The sequence below is a fragment of the Streptomyces sp. NPDC127038 genome, assembly GCF_042725875.1.
Classification (GTDB): Bacteria; Actinomycetota; Actinomycetes; order Streptomycetales; family Streptomycetaceae; genus Streptomyces.
This window is the reverse complement of sequence record NZ_JBHXDQ010000044.1, coordinates 38,232-54,815: the sequence shown is the minus strand read 5'-3', so window position 1 is coordinate 54,815 and position 16,584 is coordinate 38,232. Positions and strand designations below refer to the sequence as shown.

Genomic DNA, 16,584 nt, shown 5'->3' with positions numbered 1-16,584 from the left:
GCCGGGGGCCGCCTTTTCCCGTTGGCCCGGGTGTCACCTCGTGTATGGCGAGGTGACACCCGGGTTCCATCCGGAGCGCTGTCCGGGGGCCGTCCGAGCCGGGCCCCGGGGGCTTCCGGGCGTGGTCCGGGGATCCGCCCGAGCCGGGTCCAGGCGCCCGCCGGCGGCCCGGAGCCGGTGTCCGGCCCGGGCCCGGTGTCCGGCCCTGCTCCGCTGTCCGGCCCACTGCTGGTGTCCGCCACGCGCCGGTGTCCGGCCCGGCGCCGATACCGCGGCCGCTAAGCCGACATCGGGCGTTGTACCGCGATCGACTGGAGCAGCCCGATCGCCACCCAGACCGCGAACATGGAGGATCCTCCATAGGACACGAACGGTAGTGGCAGACCGGCGACCGGCATGATCCCGAGGGTCATGCCGATGTTCTCGAAGGACTGGAACGCGAACCAGGCGATGATCCCGGCGGCGACGATAGTGCCGTACAGCTCGGTCGTCTCGCGGGCGATGCGGCAGGCGCGCCACAGGACGATCCCGAGGAGCAGCAGGATCAGGCCCGCGCCCACGAAGCCGAGTTCCTCGCCCGCGACCGTGAAGACGAAGTCGGTCTGCTGCTCGGGCACGAACTGGCCGGTGGTCTGTGAGCCGTGGCCGAGGCCGGTGCCGAACAGGCCGCCGGAACCGATGGCGATACGGGCCTGGTTGGTGTTGTAGCCGACGCCGGCCGGGTCGAGGTCGGGGTTGGCGAAGGCCGCGAAGCGGTTGATCTGGTACTCGTCGAGCACGTGCAGCTTCCAGGCGGCGACCGCGCCGATGGCGCCCGCGGCGATGAGGCCGAAGACCCAGCGGTTGGAGGCGCCGGAGGAGAGCAGCACGCCGAGCACGATGACGACCGCGACCATGATCGTGCCGAGGTCGGGCATGAGCAGCACGACCATCATGGGGACGGCCGCGAGTCCCAGTGCCTGCATCACCGTGCGGTGGTCGGGGTACGTCTTGTCGCCCGCGTCCACCCGGGTGGCCAGCAGCATGGCCATGCCCAGGATGATCGTGATCTTGATGAACTCGGCGGGCTGGAGCGAGAGCCCGCCCGCGACGAGCCAGTTGCGCTGGCCGTTGATCGTGGCGCCGAGCGGGGTCAGCACGAGCAGGATCATGAAGACCGAGAGCCCGTACAGGATCGGTACGGCCGTGCGCAGGGTGCGGTGGCCGAGCCAGATCGTGCCGATCATCAGGCCGAAGCCGATGCCGGCGTTCATCAGATGGCGGATGAGGAAGTAGTACGGGTCGCCCTGGTTGATCTCGGTGCGGTTGCGGGTCGCCGAGTAGACGAGGGCCGCGCCGATGCCCGAGAGCGCGATGGCCGACAGCAGTATCGGCCAGTCGAGCCTGCGGGCGATCGAGTCGCGGGCGAACAGGCGTGTCCAGCCGGCGCGCGCGGGTCCGTACCCGGAGACGGAGAAGTTGTTGGCTCCGGTCATGTCAGGATCCTCTTCCCCCGCCGCTTCTGCGGGCGGGCCGTGCGCCTTCGGGTGACGCGGTTGCCCGCGGTGGGCGAGGCGGTGGTGCCGGCGGGCAGGTTCGGGTCGGGGGTGGCGTCCTTGGGGGCCTGGCTGGCCTGCTGGTCCTTGGCCGGGTCCTTGGAGATGCTGCCGGACGCGATCGTGCCGTCGCTCTGGATCTTCGGCAGGCCCTTCTGCGGGGTCGGCAGCAGGGCGTTCTTCTTGTCGATGGCGCCGTCGGCGGAGACGCCGTAGAGCGCGTTGTAGATCTTGCGCACGGCCTCACCGGACGCTCCGGAACCCGTACCGGCCTGCGAGATCGTCATGATGATCGCGTAGTCCTTGGAGTACGTGGCGAGCCAGGAGGTCGTCTGCTTGCCGTAGACCTCGGCGGTGCCGGTCTTGGCGTGCAGCGGGATCTTGTCCTGCGGCCAGCCGCCGAACTTCCAGGCGGCGGTACCGCGGGTGACGACGCCCGCGAAGGCCTCGTTCATGCCCTTGAGGGTGGCCTTGCTGACCGGCAGCTTCCCGTTGACCTTGGGCTTGATCTCCTGGACGCTCTTGCCGTCGGCGCTGACGATGGCCTTGCCGATGGTGGGGGCGTACAGGGTGCCGCCGTTGGAGACCGCGGAGTAGATGGCGGCTTCCTGGATCGGGGTGACGAGGGTGTCACCCTGTCCGATGGAGTAGTTGATCGAGTCGCCCTCGCGCATCTTGTTGCCCTCGAGGCAGTTCTCGTACTCGATGCGCTGGACGTAGCTGCCGTTCTTCTTGCCGGTCTTGCACCAGGCGTCCTTGTTGGCCTTCCAGTAGTTCAGCTTCCACTGGCGGTCCGGGATGCGGCCGGTGACCTCGTTGGGGAGGTCGATGCCGGTCTCCTTGCCGAGTCCGAACTGGTGGGCGGTCTTGTAGAAGTAGTCCTTGGGGGTCTTCTTCGGGTTGATGCCGCCGTCCTTCTTCCACTCGTTGTCGGCGAGTCCGTAGAAGACGGTGTCGCAGGAGACCTCCAGCGCGCGGCCGAGCGAGATCGGGCCGAAGTTCTCGCCCTCGAAGTTCTTGAAGACCTGGCTGCCGACGGAGTACGAGCTGGTGCAGGGGTAGTGGCCGTCGAAGGCGTAACCGGCCTGGACCGCGGCGGCGGTGGAGACCACCTTGAACGTCGATCCGGGCGCCGACTGACCCTGTATGGCGCGGTTCAGCAGCGGGTAGTTGGACTTCTTGCCGGTGAGCGCGTTGTAGTCCTTGCCGGAGATGCCGCCGACCCAGGCGTTCGGGTCGTACGTCGGGTTGGACGCCATGGCGACCACGCGGCCGGTCTTGGCCTCCATGACCACGACCGCGCCGGAGTCGGCCTTGTAGTTCTCGCCGGTGATCTTGTCGAACTGGGTCCGGGCCGCTTCCATCGCGTAGTTCAGCTCGTACTCGGCGACGCGCTGGACGCGGGAGTCGATGCTGGTGACGAGGTTGGCGCCGGGTTCGGCCTTGTCGCTCTTGGCCTTGCCGATCACGCGGCCGAGGTTGTCGACCTCGTAGCGGGTGACTCCGGCCTTGCCGCGCAGGGCCTTGTCGTACTCGCGTTCCAGTCCGGAGCGGCCGACCTGGTCGGAGCGCAGGTAGGGCGAGTCGGTGTCCTTGGCCTTGGTGATCTCGTCGTCGGTGACCGGCGAGAGGTAGCCGAGGACCTGTGCGGCGTTGGACTTGCCGGGGGCGGCGTACCGGCGGACGGCCTCGGGCTCGGCGGTGATGCCGGGGAAGTCCTCGGAGCGTTCGCGGATCTGGAGGGCCTGGCGCGCGGTGGCCTTGTCGGTGATGGGGATCGGCTGGTAGGGCGAGCCGTTCCAGCACGGCTGCGGCGTCTGGGCGTCGCAGAGGCGGACCTTCTGGATGACGTCCTGGGGCTTGAGGCCGAGCACGCCGGCGAGCTTGGTGAGGACGGCCTTGCCGTCGTCCGCCATCTTCAGCAGGTCGGTGCGCGAGGCGGAGACCACGAGCCGGGTCTCGTTGTCGGCGATCGGGACGCCCCGCGCGTCGAGGATCGAGCCGCGCACGGCGGGCTGGACGACCTGCTGGACGTGGTTGCCGGAGGCTTCCTTGGCGTACTGCTGGCCGTTGCGGATCTGGAGGAACCAGAGCCGTCCGCCGAGGGTGCCGAGGAGGGAGAGGACGAGGATCTGGAGGACGATCAGACGGATCTGGACCCGGGGGGTCCGGCCGGTCTCGGGAATGTTGGTCATGGGCGCGGCCCATCCGCTGGAAGGGTGGTGGTGGGCGACGGGTGGGCGTTGGTCACTGCTGCTGCCTCCCCCTCTCAGTACGTGTACGAGTCATACGAGTACACGGCGAACCTGTGCGCGGTGACACCGCGGCCGGTCAAGTGTCGTGGCGTCCCGGGGGTTTGGCCCCGCCGCCGGACGGAGTCCGTCACAGTCGCTTGACCCCCTTGATGCGTCCGGCGCGGGCGACCCGTGCCTTGGCCGCCTTGACGCGCAGGCCGCCGCGCTGGCTGCCGATGCGCAGGCCGGTGCCGGAGGACAGCCAGCCCGATGCGACGTCGGCCGTCTTGGAGGCCGAACCGCCGTCGGCGAGCGGATCGTTCTCGGCGCGCCGGGCCAGGGCCATCAGCACCGGGACGACGAACGGCGCGAGCAGCAGGTCGTAGAGCGTGGCCGTGATGAGCAGGTTGCTGAGCCCGACGTGGCGGGCGGCGGTGTCGCCGACGAGCGCGCCGACACCCGCGTACAGCACGGTGGAGCCGATGGCGGCGGCGACGACCACGACCATGGGTCCGGTCGCCGACTTGAGCCGGCCGTTCTCGGGCTTGGCGAGTCCGGCGAGGTAGCCGACGACGCAGAGCACGAGGGCGTAGCGTCCGGCGGCGTGGTCGGCGGGCGGGGCGAGGTCGGAGAGCAGACCGGCGCCGAAGCCGATGAGCGCGCCGCCGACATGGCCGTAGACCAGGGCGAGGGCGAGCACGGTCAGCAGCACCAGGTCGGGTACGGCGCCCGGGAGATGGAGTCGGGCGAGGACGCTCACCTGGATCACCAGGGCGACGACCACCAGGGTGACGGAGAGCAGCATCCGGTTGAAACGCATGGGATTCGGCTCCTCCTGTTTACTGCTGCTGGCCGAGGGCGGTGGCGCTCGCCGAGGGGGTGACCGTCACGGTCACGGTCGGCGTGGGCGTGGGTCTGGGTTTCGGGGGCAGCACGGTGTCGCGCGGGTCGCTCTTGGGTGCCGCGACGACCACGCCGACGATGTCGAGCTTGGTGAACGAGACGAACGGCGTCACGTAGATCGTGCGGGTCAGGTCGCCGCCGGAGGGGTCGACCCGGGAGACGACGCCGACGGGGACGCCGGGCACGAACGGCTTGTCGGACTGCGATCCGAAGGTGACCAGCCGGTCACCCTTCTTGATCTTGGCCTTGGCGTTGAGGAGCTCGACGCGCAGCGGGCGGTCGCCCTGGCCGGAGGCGAAGCCGAGTTCGTCGCTCGACTCCATGCGGGTGCCGACGGTGAAGTCGGGGTCGTTGGCGAGCAGCACGGTCGCGGTGTCGGGGCCGACGGTGGTGACCCGGCCGACCAGTCCGTCGCCGTTCAGGACGGTCATGTCGCGCTGGATGCCGTCGTTGGCGCCGACGTCGATGGTGACGGTCCAGGAGAAGCCCTGGGCCGCTCCTATGGCGATCACCTCGGCGCCCTTGATGCCGTACTGGCCCTCGCCCGCCACCTTGATCATCTTGTCGAGCTGCTTGAGGCGGCTGCGGTTGCGGTCGTCGCTGCCGAGCCTGGCCTTCAACGCCGCGTTGTCGTGCTCCAGTTGCGCGATGCGGTCGTGCCGGGTGCCCGAGTCGCGGACCGCGGAGATCGCGTTGCCGACGGGGTCGACCGCGGACGACACCCCGTTCTCGATCGGGCCGAAGACCGTCGCGGCGGCCTGGCGGGCACCGTCGACCGGTGAGTCCTGCCCGCCGCGGATGTCCACCGTGATCAGTGCGAACGCGATGGCGATCAGCAGCACCAGGAGCAGCCGGCTCTCTCGTGTGTCCCTCACGTGCGGCGGCCGTGCCTTCCTCGTCGTATTGGGTCAACAGGGGCGCGCCCTGGGCGAAAAGGATGCCCACGGTGCGATGAGGCTGGGGTGGGGGTGGTGAGACGGGGTGGCTGGTATGGGGGATTTACGACTCTTATGTCGCAGGAGTTTATGCCTCCATACCAACGATCCGCCGCACGAGAAGGGGTGATCTCGTACGGCGGAATCGAAGTGTTACTTCATCTGCGGGGCTGGGCGTCCAGAACCTGCTGGAGCGCCTCGAACTCCTCGACGCACTTGCCGGAGCCGAGCGCCACGCTGTCGAGCGGGTCCTCCGCGATGTGGATCGGCATGCCGGTCTCACGACGCAGCCGCTCGTCCAGGCCGCGCAGGAGCGCTCCGCCGCCGGTCAGGACGATGCCCCGGTCCATCACGTCGCCGGAGAGCTCGGGCGGGCACTTGTCGAGCGTCGTCTTCACGGCGTCGACGATGGCGTTGACCGGCTCCTCGACGGCCTTGCGCACCTCGGCGGCGGAGATGACGACCGTCTTGGGCAGACCGGAGACCAGGTCCCGGCCACGGATTTCGGTGTGCTCGTCAGTGTCGAGGTCGTACGCGGAACCGATCGTGATCTTGATCTGCTCGGCCGTCCGCTCACCGAGAAGGAGGCTGTACTCCTTCTTGATGTACTGGATGATCGCGTTGTCCAGCTCGTCGCCCGCGACGCGGATCGACTGAGCGGTCACGATCCCGCCGAGCGAGATCACCGCGACCTCCGTGGTGCCGCCGCCGATGTCCACCACCATGTTGCCCGTGGCCTCGTGGACCGGCAGGCCGGCGCCGATGGCCGCGGCCATGGGCTCCTCGATGATGTGCACCTGGCGGGCGCCGGCCTGGGACGACGCCTCGATGACGGCACGGCGCTCGACGCCCGTGATGCCGGAGGGCACACAGACGACGACACGGGGGCGGGCGAGATAACGCCGCTTGTGGATCTTCAGGATGAAGTAGCGGAGCATGCGCTCGGTGATCTCGAAGTCGGCGATGACGCCGTCCTTCAGCGGACGCACGGCGACGATGTTGCCCGGCGTCCGCCCGATCATCTTCTTGGCTTCCGCGCCCACCGCGAGGATCCCGCCGGTGTTGGTGTTGATCGCGACGACAGACGGCTCGTTGAGTACGATCCCTCGGCCCCTGACGTACACCAGCGTGTTGGCGGTCCCGAGGTCGACAGCCATGTCACGGCCGATGAACGACATTGAGTTCCCCATCAGGATTCGTCTGGCCTTCCCAAAGCGAGCTTTGACGGCTTTTTAGGGACGGCGCGAGGTTGGTGCAGCGACGTGAACGCCTCCATCGTAGACGCGCCTGCACGAACACTGCGCGAGGGTCTTGGCCATTGTCGGCAGATGGCGCAGCACCTCGCTCGTGGAGACGAGCCATCGGGGGCACGCGTTCCCCCGATCAGCGCGCATATGCCACGGGACGGCCGGATTTTTCACGGCCGTCCCAGGTCAGACTGTCGGAGCCGCGCTGACGCAGTCTCAGAAAATTCTTTGAAATTGTGCGGTCCGGCGCGCTTGGAAGATCGTCCGGACGGCCCCGCCGAGGCCCCCCGCGGCCTCGGACGCGACCGTCCGTACGCGGCGGGGTGACCCTCCGTGCACAGGGCCGCCGGAGGGCGAGGCCGTGGTCCGTACGCTCAGGCGCGGCCGGGGAAGAAGATCTTCACCTCGCGCTCGGCGGAGTCCTCGGAGTCGGAGGCGTGGATCAGGTTCTCGCGGACGATCACACCGAAGTCGCCGCGGATGGAACCCGGGGCGGCGGCGATCGGGTCGGTCGGGCCGGCCAGGGCGCGCACGCCCTCGATGACCCGCTCGCCCTCGACGATCAGGGCAACGACCGGGCCGGAGGCCATGAACGCCACCAGCGGCTCGTAGAAGGGCTTGCCCTTGTGCTCGCCGTAGTGCTGCTCCAGCGTGTCCTGGTCCAGGGTCCGCAGCTCCAGCGCGGTGATCTGCCAGCCGGCCTTGCGCTCGATACGGCTGATGATCTCGCCGGTCAGGCCGCGACGGACGGCGTCGGGCTTGAGAAGGACGAGGGTGCGCTGGCTCACGGGAAAGCTCCTTCGGGTCACACTGGTGCGGATGAACGAGGCTACAGGGCGTGTCCCGGTGGCCGCCGCACAGTGCCGGGTGGTACGGGAACACGCCTCCGTCCGCCGGTGACGCGCGCTCCGGCGCCCCACCGGACGGGCCCCGCGGACGCGCCCCGCAGGAGAGGTCCTGCGGACGCGCCCCCACGGGAGAGGTCCTAGGCCGGGGTGCCGTCCGGTTCGGCGTTCGCCTGTGCGGCGAACCTGGCCTTGGCCTCGTCGATCTTGCGGCCGTAGTGGACCGAGGCCCACCACAGGGCGGCGAAGGCCGCGCCCAGGATGAACATCGACGGCACGACGAACCCGCCGGCGATCAGCAGGATCTGCAGCGCCCAGCCGAGCTGGACACCGCCGGGCCGCGTGATCATGCCGCACAGCAGCACGCTCAGCGCCATCAGGACCCCGCAGACCGTCCAGACCGTGGCCGTGGACAGGTCGGGTTCCTTCATGGCGACGAGACCGGCGAAGCCGATGACGAAGAACTCGCCGATCAGCGTGGAAGCACAGAGCGTACGCATGTGGGTCAGCCCCTCCCCAGGAGCAGTCGGGCCTCGCCGACCGTGATGACGGATCCGGTGACCAGCACGCCCCCGCCCGCGTACTCGCCCTCTTCCTCGGCGAGCGTGATGGCGGCCTCCAGGGCATCGTCCAGGCGCGGTTCGACCTGGACCCGGTCCTCGCCGAAGACCTCGACGGCGATCCCGGCGAGTTCGTCCGCGTCCATCGCGCGATGGCTGGAGTTCTGGGTGACGACGACCTCGGCGAAGATCGGCTCGAAGGCCTCCAGCACCCCGCGCACGTTCTTGTCCCCGCTCGCGCCGACGACCCCGATCAGCCGGCTGAAGTCGAAGACCTCGCTCACCGCCTCGGCGGTGGCACGGGCGCCCGCGGGGTTGTGCGCGGCGTCGAGCACCACGGTGGGCGAGCGGCGCACGATCTCCAGGCGGCCGGGCGAGGTGACCGAGGCGAACGCCTTGCGCACGGTGTCGATGTCGAGCCGCTCGGCGTGCGCGGAACCGACGCCGAAGAACGCCTCGACCGCGGCGAGCGCCACGGCGGCGTTGTGCGCCTGGTAGGCGCCGTGCAGCGGCAGGAAGACCTCTTCGTACTCGCCGCCGAGGCCGCGCAGGGTGAGCAGTTGCCCGCCGACCGCGACCTGCCGTGACACGACGCCGAACTCGAGCCCCTCGCGGGCCACGGTCGCGTCGACCTCGACGGCCTTCTTCAGCAGCACCTGGGCCGCGTCGACCGGCTGCTGGGCGAGGATGACGGTGGCGTCCTGCTTGACGATGCCGGACTTCTCGGTGGCGATCTCCGCGAACGTCTCGCCCAGCCGGTCGGTGTGGTCGAGGTCGATCGGGGTCACCACGGCGACGTCGCCGTCGATCACGTTCGTGGCGTCCCAGCTGCCGCCCATGCCGACCTCGACGACGGCGACGTCCACGGGCGCGTCGGCGAAGGCCGCGTACGCCATGCCGGTGAGCACCTCGAAGAACGACAGCCGGTACTCCTGCTGCCCGTCGACCATCTCGACGTAGGGCTTGATGTCGTTGTACGTCTCGACGAAGCGCTCGGCGGACATCGGCGCCCCGTCCAGGCTGATCCGCTCGGTGATCGACTGCACGTGGGGGCTGGTGTAGCGGCCGGTGCGCAGGTCGAAGGCGCCGAGCAGCGCCTCGACCATCCGGGCGGTGGAGGTCTTGCCGTTGGTGCCGGTGATGTGGATCGAGGGGTACGCGCGCTGCGGCTCCCCGAGGACGTCCATCAGCGCGGCGATCCGGGCGACGGACGGCTCCAGCTTGGTCTCGCCCCAGCGGGTGGCGAGCTCCGCCTCCACCTCGCGCAGCGCCTTGTCGGTCTCGGGGTCGGAGGGGCGCCCGGGGACGTCGGCCTGGTGACCGCCGGCGCCCTGGGTGCGCAGGGTGCGGCTGCCGGCCTCGATCACCGCGAGGTCGGGGTCACGGTCCGTCTCGTTCGCCACGATCTCGTCGAAGAGGCCGTGCGGGTCACGGTCTTCCGGCTCGTCGTAGGCGCTGCTGTCGTGCGGGGGGAGGTCACTCACGGGGCCAGTCTACGGAGACGGCGGGGTGTGGGGGCGTGTGGGGCCGCTTGGGGTTTTTCGCCCCCTCCGCCCCTACCCGTCCCGTTCCCGGTGCTCCGCCCCGGACTCCGCTCCTCAAACGCCGGAGGGGCTGAGAATCAGCCCGTCCGGCGTTTGAGGACGAGGCCGTCAGGCCGAAGCGGGGGTCCGGGGGCGGCAGCCCCCAGGTACGGGACGGGAAGGGGCGGAGGGGGCGAGAAACATCTGTCGTGTACGGCGGAAGGCCCCCGGAACCGGGTGGGTTCCGGGGGCCTTCACCTGGGCCGGGGCGGACTAAGCCGCCGGCAGCCGGTCGAGCTGCGTCTGGATACGGGCGATGTCCTCGTCCGCCTTGGCGAGCCGCCCGCGGATCTTGTCCACGACGTTGTCCGGCGCCTTGGCGAGGAACGCCTCGTTGCCGAGCTTGGCGTTGGCCTGGGCCTTCTCCTTCTCGGCGGCGGCGAGGTCCTTGGCCAGCCGCTTACGCTCGGCGGCGACGTCGATCGTGCCCGACAGGTCGAGCGCGACGGTGGCGCCCGCCACCGGCAGCGTCGCCGTTGCCGAGAAGCTCTCGCCCTCCGGCTGGAGGCGCAGCAGCTGGCGGATGGCCGCCTCGTGCGGGGCCAGCGCGGTCCCGTCGAGGGTCAGCCGGGCGGGAACCCGCTGGCCGGGCTGGAGGCCCTGGTCGGCACGGAAGCGGCGGACCTCCGTGATGACCTGCTGGAGCTGCTCGATCTCCCGCTCGGCGGCGGTGTCGCGGAAGCCCGAGTCGGTCGGCCAGTCCGCGACGACGACCGACTCGCCGCCCGTGAGGGTGGTCCAGAGCGTCTCCGTCACGAACGGGACGACCGGGTGGAGGAGGCGCAGGGTGACGTCCAGGACCTCGCCGAGGACCCGGCCGGAGACCTTCGCGGGCTCGCCGCCTGCCATGAACGTGGTCTTGGACAGCTCGACGTACCAGTCGAAGACCTCGTCCCACGCGAAGTGGAACAGGGCGTCCGACAGCTTGGCGAACTGGAAGTCCTCGTACAGGGCGTCGACTTCGGCGACCGTGGCGTTGAGCCGGGACAGGATCCAGCGGTCGGTGGCCGACAGCTCCTCGGCGGGCGGGAGTTCGCCCTCGACCGTCGCGCCGTTCATCAGCGCGAAACGGGTGGCGTTCCAGATCTTGTTGGCGAAGTTGCGCGAACCCTGGACCCAGTCCTCGCCGATCGGGACGTCGACGCCCGGGTTGGCACCGCGCGCGAGGGTGAAGCGCAGCGCGTCGGAGCCGTACTTGTCCATCCAGTCCAGCGGGTTGACCGCGTTCCCGAAGGACTTGGACATCTTCTTGCCGAACTGGTCGCGGACCATGCCGTGCAGGGCGATGGTGTGGAACGGCGGGGTGCCGTCCATCGCGTACAGGCCGAACATCATCATCCGGGCGACCCAGAAGAAGAGGATGTCGTAGCCGGTGACCAGGACGGAGTTCGGGTAGAACTTCGCGAGGCTCTCGGTCTGTTCGGGCCAGCCGAGCGTGGAGAACGGCCACAGGCCGGAGGAGAACCAGGTGTCGAGGACGTCGGTGTCCTGGTGCCAGCCCTCGCCCGTGGGGGCCTCGTCGTCGGGGCCGACGCAGACGATCTCGCCGTTCGGGCCGTACCAGACGGGGATGCGGTGGCCCCACCACAACTGCCGCGAGATGCACCAGTCGTGGAGGTTGTCGACCCAGTCGAAGTACCGCTTCTCCATCTCCTGCGGGTGGATCTTGACGCGGCCGTCGCGGACGGCGTCGCCCGCGGCCTTGGCCAGCGGGCCGACCTTGACCCACCACTGCATGGACAGGCGCGGCTCGATGGTGGTCTTGCAGCGCGAGCAGTGGCCGACGGAGTGGCTGTACGGCCGCTTCTCGGCGACGATCCGGCCTTCGGCGCGCAGCGCGGCGACGATGGCGGAACGGGCTTCGAGGCGGTCGAGGCCCTGGAAGGGGCCGGGGACCGTGATGACGGCGTGCTCGTCCATGACGGCGATGTTGGGCAGGTCGTGGCGCTGCCCGATCTCGAAGTCGTTCGGGTCGTGGGCGGGCGTCACCTTGACGGCGCCGGTGCCGAACTCGGGGTCGACGTGCTCGTCCGCGACGACCGGGATGGAACGGTCGGTCAGCGGCAGCCTGATGAGCTTGCCGACGAGGTGCTTGTACCGCTCGTCACCCGGGTGGACGGCGACGGCGGTGTCGCCGAGCATCGTCTCGGCGCGGGTGGTGGCGACGACGATGGAGTCGTCCCCCTCGCCGTACTTCATGGAGACGAGCTCGCCGTCGTCGTCCTGGTACTCGACCTCGATGTCGGAGATCGCGGTGAGGCAGCGCGGGCACCAGTTGATGATGCGCTCGGCGCGGTAGATCAGCTCGTCGTCGTAGAGCTTCTTGAAGATGGTCTGGACGGACTGGGAGAGGCCCTCGTCCATCGTGAAGCGCTCGCGCGACCAGGCGACGCCGTCGCCGAGGCGGCGCATCTGGCCGGAGATCTGCCCGCCGGACTCGGCCTTCCACTGCCAGACGCGCTCGACGAACGCCTCCCGGCCGAGGTCGTGCCGGGACTTGCCCTCCTTGCCGAGCTCGCGCTCGACGACGTTCTGGGTGGCGATGCCGGCGTGGTCCATGCCGGGCTGCCACAGCGTCTCGAAGCCCTGCATGCGCTTGCGGCGGGTGAGGGCGTCGATGAGGGTGTGCTCGAAGGCGTGGCCGAGGTGCAGGCTGCCGGTGACGTTCGGCGGCGGGATGACCACCGTGAACGGAGGCTTGTCGCTCTTGGCGTCCGCCTCGAAGTAGCCGCGCTCCACCCAGCGCTCGTACAGCGGCCCCTCTACGTCGGCCGGCGCGTACTGGGTCGGCAGTTCGGTGTTGGGCGCTGATGGCTGCTGATGAGCGTTGTCGGTCACGGGATCAGTTTAGGGGCGTCACGCCGCTGTCCCGAAACGGGATTACTTCGTAACGGTGGACCCCCTGGGAGCCTGGGGGGCTGACCTGTGCGTCAGGATGTCAGGAACACATAAGGCATCTGGAGGGGAACCCAGAAATGAGCTACAACCAGCCGGGCCCGTACGGCGGGCAGCCCCAGCAGCCCGGACCCTACGGTCAGCCCGGTGGCCAGCCTGGCCCCTACGGCCAGCAGCCGCCGGCCCCCCAGCCCGGCTACGGCTATCCCCCGCAGGCTCCCCCGGCCCAGCCCGGCTACGGCTACCCCCAGGCTCCGGGCGTGCCGCCGCAGACTCCCCCGTACGGCCAGCAGCCCGTGTACGGCCAGCAGCCGCCCTACGGCACGGTCCCGATGCCCCCCGAGCCGTCCGGCGGCAAGAAGAAGACGGCCCTGATCATCGGCGCGGTGGCCGTGGTGGCGGCGGTCGCGGTGGGCGCGTACCTGCTCCTCGCCGGCAACAGCGGCGGCGCCTCGGTGGCCGACGACGGCCCCCACAAGCTGACGACGCCGGCGACGGTCATCGGCGGCCAGTACAAGCGCATGGGCGCGGACCAGGGCCCGCAGGACCCGTCCTCCAGCGACGCCAAGGACCTGGCGGCCAGCGGTATCACCAACTCCAAGTCGGTCAGCGGTGTCTACTCCACGATCGACCTGAACAACCCCGACACGCTGAAGGACCTCACCGCCATCGCGGGGTCCAAGGCCATCAGCTTCTCCGGCCTCTACGGCAAGGTGAAGGACCCGGCGGCGGCCATCGACGCCTCGTTCGCCAACATCAAGAAGGACTCGGCCAAGGAGTCGGCCTCCAAGATCGAGTTCGTCGGCGACGCCAAGTCCGTGAGCCCGGCGGGCCTGGACGGCGCGATCATGAAGTGCCAGGAGGCGAAGGCGCTCAACCAGACGACGGGCAAGACGGACACCCAGTACATGTGCATGTGGGCCGACTACAGCACGCTCGGCTTCGGCGTGGCGGCCTCGGGCGGTCACGGCGTGAGCATGGACGAGTCGGCCAAGGTGACCGCGGCCCTGCGCAAGGACATCCGCGTCCCGGCGTGACCTTCCGCTCGGCGCAGGACGAGGATCGGCACATGGCGGAGGCGCCCGGCCGAAATGCCCGGCGCCACCCCCAAGTTCGTCGCGAAACCCTCACGCCCCGATGCAGGCGGCCTGCCCCTTCCCCCCGCCGCCGGGGCGGCACCCTCGGGGGGGCGATTGGGCTGTCGGTCCCGGGGGGGGGGGCCGCGGGTTAACGGCCGGGGCCCCTCCGCCATGTGCGTCGCGAATCCGTCAGGCCCGGATGCAGGCGGCCTGCACGTCGTCGTTCTTGACGTGGATCTGCGCCAGCTGGATGACGCAGTTCGGGTTTCGGAGCCTTGCCCAGCACGAGGTCCAACGCCTTGTTGCGGCAGGCGGCCTTCACCTTCGGCCCCACCAGGTAGTGGTGATTGCCCATGCAGTTGACGCAGGTGGACTCGTCGGCCTGTGCGGCCGTCGCGGTCACCAGCGGAACGACACCGGCCGATACCTCTCGGGTGAGCGGTGCGAATGGCGTGAACCTCTCGGTCACGGTGGGCACAAACGCGGCGGGGCGCCGGCGGATCGCCGACGCCCCCGGAAGACTGCTGGTGGCTACGCCGTCTTCTGCTCGCCCGGGCCGCCGCGGCGGGCGTCCCTGGGGATCAGGGTCGGGTTGACGTTGCGCAGGACCACGTCGGCGGTGATGACCACGCGGGCCACGTCCTTGCGGGACGGGACCTCGTACATCACGGCCTGGAGGACTTCCTCCATGATGGCGCGCAGGCCGCGGGCCCCGGTCTGGCGGAGGATGGCCTGGTCGGCGATGGCCTCCAGCGCCTCGCGCTCGAAGTCCAGCTCCACACCGTCGAGTTCGAAGAGGCGCTGGTACTGCTTCACCAGCGCGTTGCGCGGCTCGACCAGGATCTGGAGGAGCGCCTCGCGGTCCAGGTTGTGGACCGAGGTGATGACGGGCAGACGGCCGATGAACTCGGGGATCATCCCGAACTTGACCAGGTCCTCCGGCATGACGGCCTCGAACTGGTCCTTGGACTCCAGCTCCCGCTTCGAGCGGATCGTCGCGCCGAAGCCGATGCCCTTCGCGCCGGCCCTCGACTCGATGAGCTTCTCCAGGCCCGCGAAGGCACCGCCCACGATGAACAGGACGTTCGTCGTGTCGATCTGGATGAACTCCTGGTGCGGGTGCTTGCGTCCGCCCTGCGGCGGCACGGAGGCCGTCGTCCCTTCGAGGATCTTGAGCAGCGCCTGCTGCACGCCCTCACCGGAGACGTCGCGCGTGATCGACGGATTTTCGCTCTTACGGGCGACCTTGTCGATCTCGTCGATGTAGATGATCCCGGTCTCGGCCTTCTTGACGTCGTAGTCGGCGGCCTGGATCAGCTTCAGCAGGATGTTCTCGACGTCCTCGCCGACGTACCCGGCCTCCGTCAGCGCCGTCGCGTCGGCGATGGCGAACGGGACGTTCAGCATGCGCGCGAGGGTCTGGGCGAGGAGCGTCTTGCCGGAGCCCGTGGGGCCCAGCAGAAGGATGTTGGACTTCGCCAACTCGATGGCGTCCTCGCGGTTCTGGCCCGTGCTGTTCTCACCGGCCTGGACGCGCTTGTAGTGGTTGTACACCGCGACGGAGAGGGCCTTCTTGGCGGACTCCTGACCGACCACGTACCCCTCGAGGAACTCGTAGATCTCGCGGGGCTTGGGGAGTTCCTCCCAGCGCACCTCGCTCGTCTCCGCGAGTTCTTCCTCGATGATCTCGTTGCAGAGATCGATGCACTCGTCGCAGATGTACACACCGGGGCCTGCGATGAGCTTCTTGACCTGCTTCTGGCTCTTGCCGCAGAACGAGCACTTGAGCAGATCGCCGCCGTCACCGATGCGTGCCACGGTGTGCTTCCCCTTCGCCTGGGAGCCGCCTGGATCCAGCGGCTCCTGGTGCTGCCTTATGTCCGACGGTACCTTGCCGAGCCCCTCGTTCGGGCCCCCCTTGGCGCGGTTCACTTTGACGTGGACCGCGCCACGGAGCGGCAGACGATACAGCGATACGTCACACGACCGCGGAGTTGTTCATCTTCCGCGTCGAAATGATCTGGTCGATCAGGCCGTACGCCAGCGCGTCCTCGGCCGTGAGGATCTTGTCGCGCTCGATGTCCTCGCGGATCTTCTCGATCGGCGTGGTCGAGTGCTTGGCCAGCATGTCCTCCAGCTGACCGCGCATGCGCAGGATCTCGTTCGCGGCGATCTCGAGGTCCGAGACCTGACCGCGGCCGGTCTCGCTGTAGGGCTGGTGGATCAGCACGCGCGCGTTCGGGAGCGCCATGCGCTTGCCCGGGGTGCCGGCCGCCAGCAGGATCGCGGCGGCCGAGGCGGCCTGGCCCATGCAGACCGTCTGGATGTCCGGCTTCACGAACTGCATCGTGTCGTAGATGGCCGTGAGGGCCGTGAACGAGCCGCCGGGGCTGTTGATGTAGACCGAGATGTCACGGTCGGGGTCCATCGACTCCAGGCACAGCAGCTGCGCCATGACGTCGTTGGCGGAGGCGTCGTCGATCTGCACGCCGAGGAAGATCACGCGCTCCTCGAACAGCTTCGCGTACGGGTCGTACTCACGCACGCCCTGCGAGGTGCGCTCGACGAAGCGCGGGATGACGTAGCGGGACTCCGCGCGAGGACCGGTGTACTCGGCCTGCGTGCGGGCGAAGAGGCCGCTGCCGGGGAAGTCGTTCACTGTGTCTCCTGGAAAACCTGAAAGGGCTGAGCGGTCGGCTGAGGGCACGCTGGGGGCCTCGCCCCACCGGACGGGCGGGAAGGGGCCCCGCGCCGCTCTCGCGGGCGCT

General features: G+C 69.3%; 12 protein-coding genes. 1 reads left to right on the top strand and 11 read right to left on the bottom strand.

Translation table 11 applies throughout. The features are described 5' to 3' along the window. Nucleotides 1–278: 278 nt before the first annotated feature. From rodA to ACFWI4_RS26735, 9 genes are all read right to left on the bottom strand, one after another. Nucleotides 279–1,475, bottom strand: a complete 1,197-nt coding sequence (gene rodA, locus ACFWI4_RS26775; RefSeq protein WP_387200932.1) for a rod shape-determining protein RodA — start codon at nucleotides 1,473–1,475, stop codon at nucleotides 279–281. Next, nucleotides 1,472–3,730 carry a penicillin-binding protein 2 gene (gene mrdA, locus ACFWI4_RS26770; RefSeq protein WP_387200929.1) on the bottom strand — a complete coding sequence of 753 codons (2,259 nt, stop codon included), beginning with the start codon at nucleotides 3,728–3,730 and terminating at the stop codon, nucleotides 1,472–1,474. The genes rodA and mrdA overlap by 4 nt, the downstream gene beginning before the upstream one ends. A 187-nt stretch (nucleotides 3,731–3,917) precedes the next feature. Next, a complete protein-coding gene (gene mreD / locus ACFWI4_RS26765; RefSeq protein ID WP_387200926.1) occupies nucleotides 3,918–4,589 on the bottom strand; it encodes a rod shape-determining protein MreD in 672 nt (223 codons plus the stop codon). A 19-nt stretch (nucleotides 4,590–4,608) separates the two neighbouring features. Continuing rightward, nucleotides 4,609–5,547: a rod shape-determining protein MreC gene (mreC, locus tag ACFWI4_RS26760; protein ID WP_385406465.1), complete on the bottom strand. Its 939-nt coding sequence runs from the start codon at nucleotides 5,545–5,547 to the stop codon at nucleotides 4,609–4,611. A gap of 218 nt (nucleotides 5,548–5,765) precedes the next feature. Next, a complete protein-coding gene (locus ACFWI4_RS26755) occupies nucleotides 5,766–6,785 on the bottom strand; it encodes a rod shape-determining protein (RefSeq protein ID WP_037618813.1) in 1,020 nt (339 codons plus the stop codon). A 443-nt stretch (nucleotides 6,786–7,228) separates the two neighbouring features. Next, entirely contained in the window at nucleotides 7,229–7,642 is a 414-nt protein-coding gene (ndk, locus tag ACFWI4_RS26750) for a nucleoside-diphosphate kinase (RefSeq protein WP_385406462.1), read from the bottom strand. 197 nt (nucleotides 7,643–7,839) lie between these two features. After that, entirely contained in the window at nucleotides 7,840–8,199 is a 360-nt protein-coding gene (locus ACFWI4_RS26745) for a DUF4233 domain-containing protein (protein ID WP_387200921.1), read from the bottom strand. A 5-nt stretch (nucleotides 8,200–8,204) separates the two neighbouring features. Next, nucleotides 8,205–9,743 (bottom strand): bifunctional folylpolyglutamate synthase/dihydrofolate synthase, encoded by a 1,539-nt coding sequence (locus ACFWI4_RS26740; RefSeq protein WP_387200918.1) that lies wholly within the window; start codon nucleotides 9,741–9,743, stop codon nucleotides 8,205–8,207. 312 nt (nucleotides 9,744–10,055) lie between these two features. Continuing rightward, on the bottom strand, nucleotides 10,056–12,680 hold the full coding sequence (locus ACFWI4_RS26735; RefSeq protein WP_387200915.1) for a valine--tRNA ligase: 2,625 nt from the start codon (nucleotides 12,678–12,680) through the stop codon (nucleotides 10,056–10,058). Nucleotides 12,681–12,817: 137 nt separating this feature from the next. Here ACFWI4_RS26735 and ACFWI4_RS26730 point away from each other — a divergent pair, with 137 nt between their 5' ends. After that, the gene (locus ACFWI4_RS26730) at nucleotides 12,818–13,774 is read left to right on the top strand and encodes a hypothetical protein (RefSeq protein ID WP_387200912.1); all 957 of its coding nucleotides are present in this window, start codon (nucleotides 12,818–12,820) and stop codon (nucleotides 13,772–13,774) included. A 573-nt stretch (nucleotides 13,775–14,347) separates the two neighbouring features. Here the strand turns inward: ACFWI4_RS26730 and clpX are convergent. Then, on the bottom strand, nucleotides 14,348–15,634 hold the full coding sequence (clpX, locus tag ACFWI4_RS26725; protein ID WP_151471405.1) for an ATP-dependent Clp protease ATP-binding subunit ClpX: 1,287 nt from the start codon (nucleotides 15,632–15,634) through the stop codon (nucleotides 14,348–14,350). Between the two features lie 160 nt (nucleotides 15,635–15,794). Continuing rightward, complete coding sequence (locus ACFWI4_RS26720; RefSeq protein WP_339129346.1) at nucleotides 15,795–16,475, bottom strand: ATP-dependent Clp protease proteolytic subunit; 681 nt, start codon at nucleotides 16,473–16,475, stop codon at nucleotides 15,795–15,797. Nucleotides 16,476–16,584: the final 109 nt, after the last annotated feature.

Excerpts from the sequence above, each read along its gene's own strand:
- ACFWI4_RS26730 (WP_387200912.1), top strand. The coding sequence starts at position 12,818 with ATGAGCTACAACCAGCCGGGCCCGTACGGCGGGCAGCCCCAGCAGCCC.
- mrdA (WP_387200929.1), bottom strand. The coding sequence starts at position 3,730 with ATGACCAACATTCCCGAGACCGGCCGGACCCCCCGGGTCCAGATCCGT.
- ACFWI4_RS26755 (WP_037618813.1), bottom strand. The coding sequence starts at position 6,785 with ATGTCGTTCATCGGCCGTGACATGGCTGTCGACCTCGGGACCGCCAAC.
- mreD (WP_387200926.1), bottom strand. The coding sequence starts at position 4,589 with ATGCGTTTCAACCGGATGCTGCTCTCCGTCACCCTGGTGGTCGTCGCC.
- ACFWI4_RS26745 (WP_387200921.1), bottom strand. The coding sequence starts at position 8,199 with ATGCGTACGCTCTGTGCTTCCACGCTGATCGGCGAGTTCTTCGTCATC.
- rodA (WP_387200932.1), bottom strand. The coding sequence starts at position 1,475 with ATGACCGGAGCCAACAACTTCTCCGTCTCCGGGTACGGACCCGCGCGC.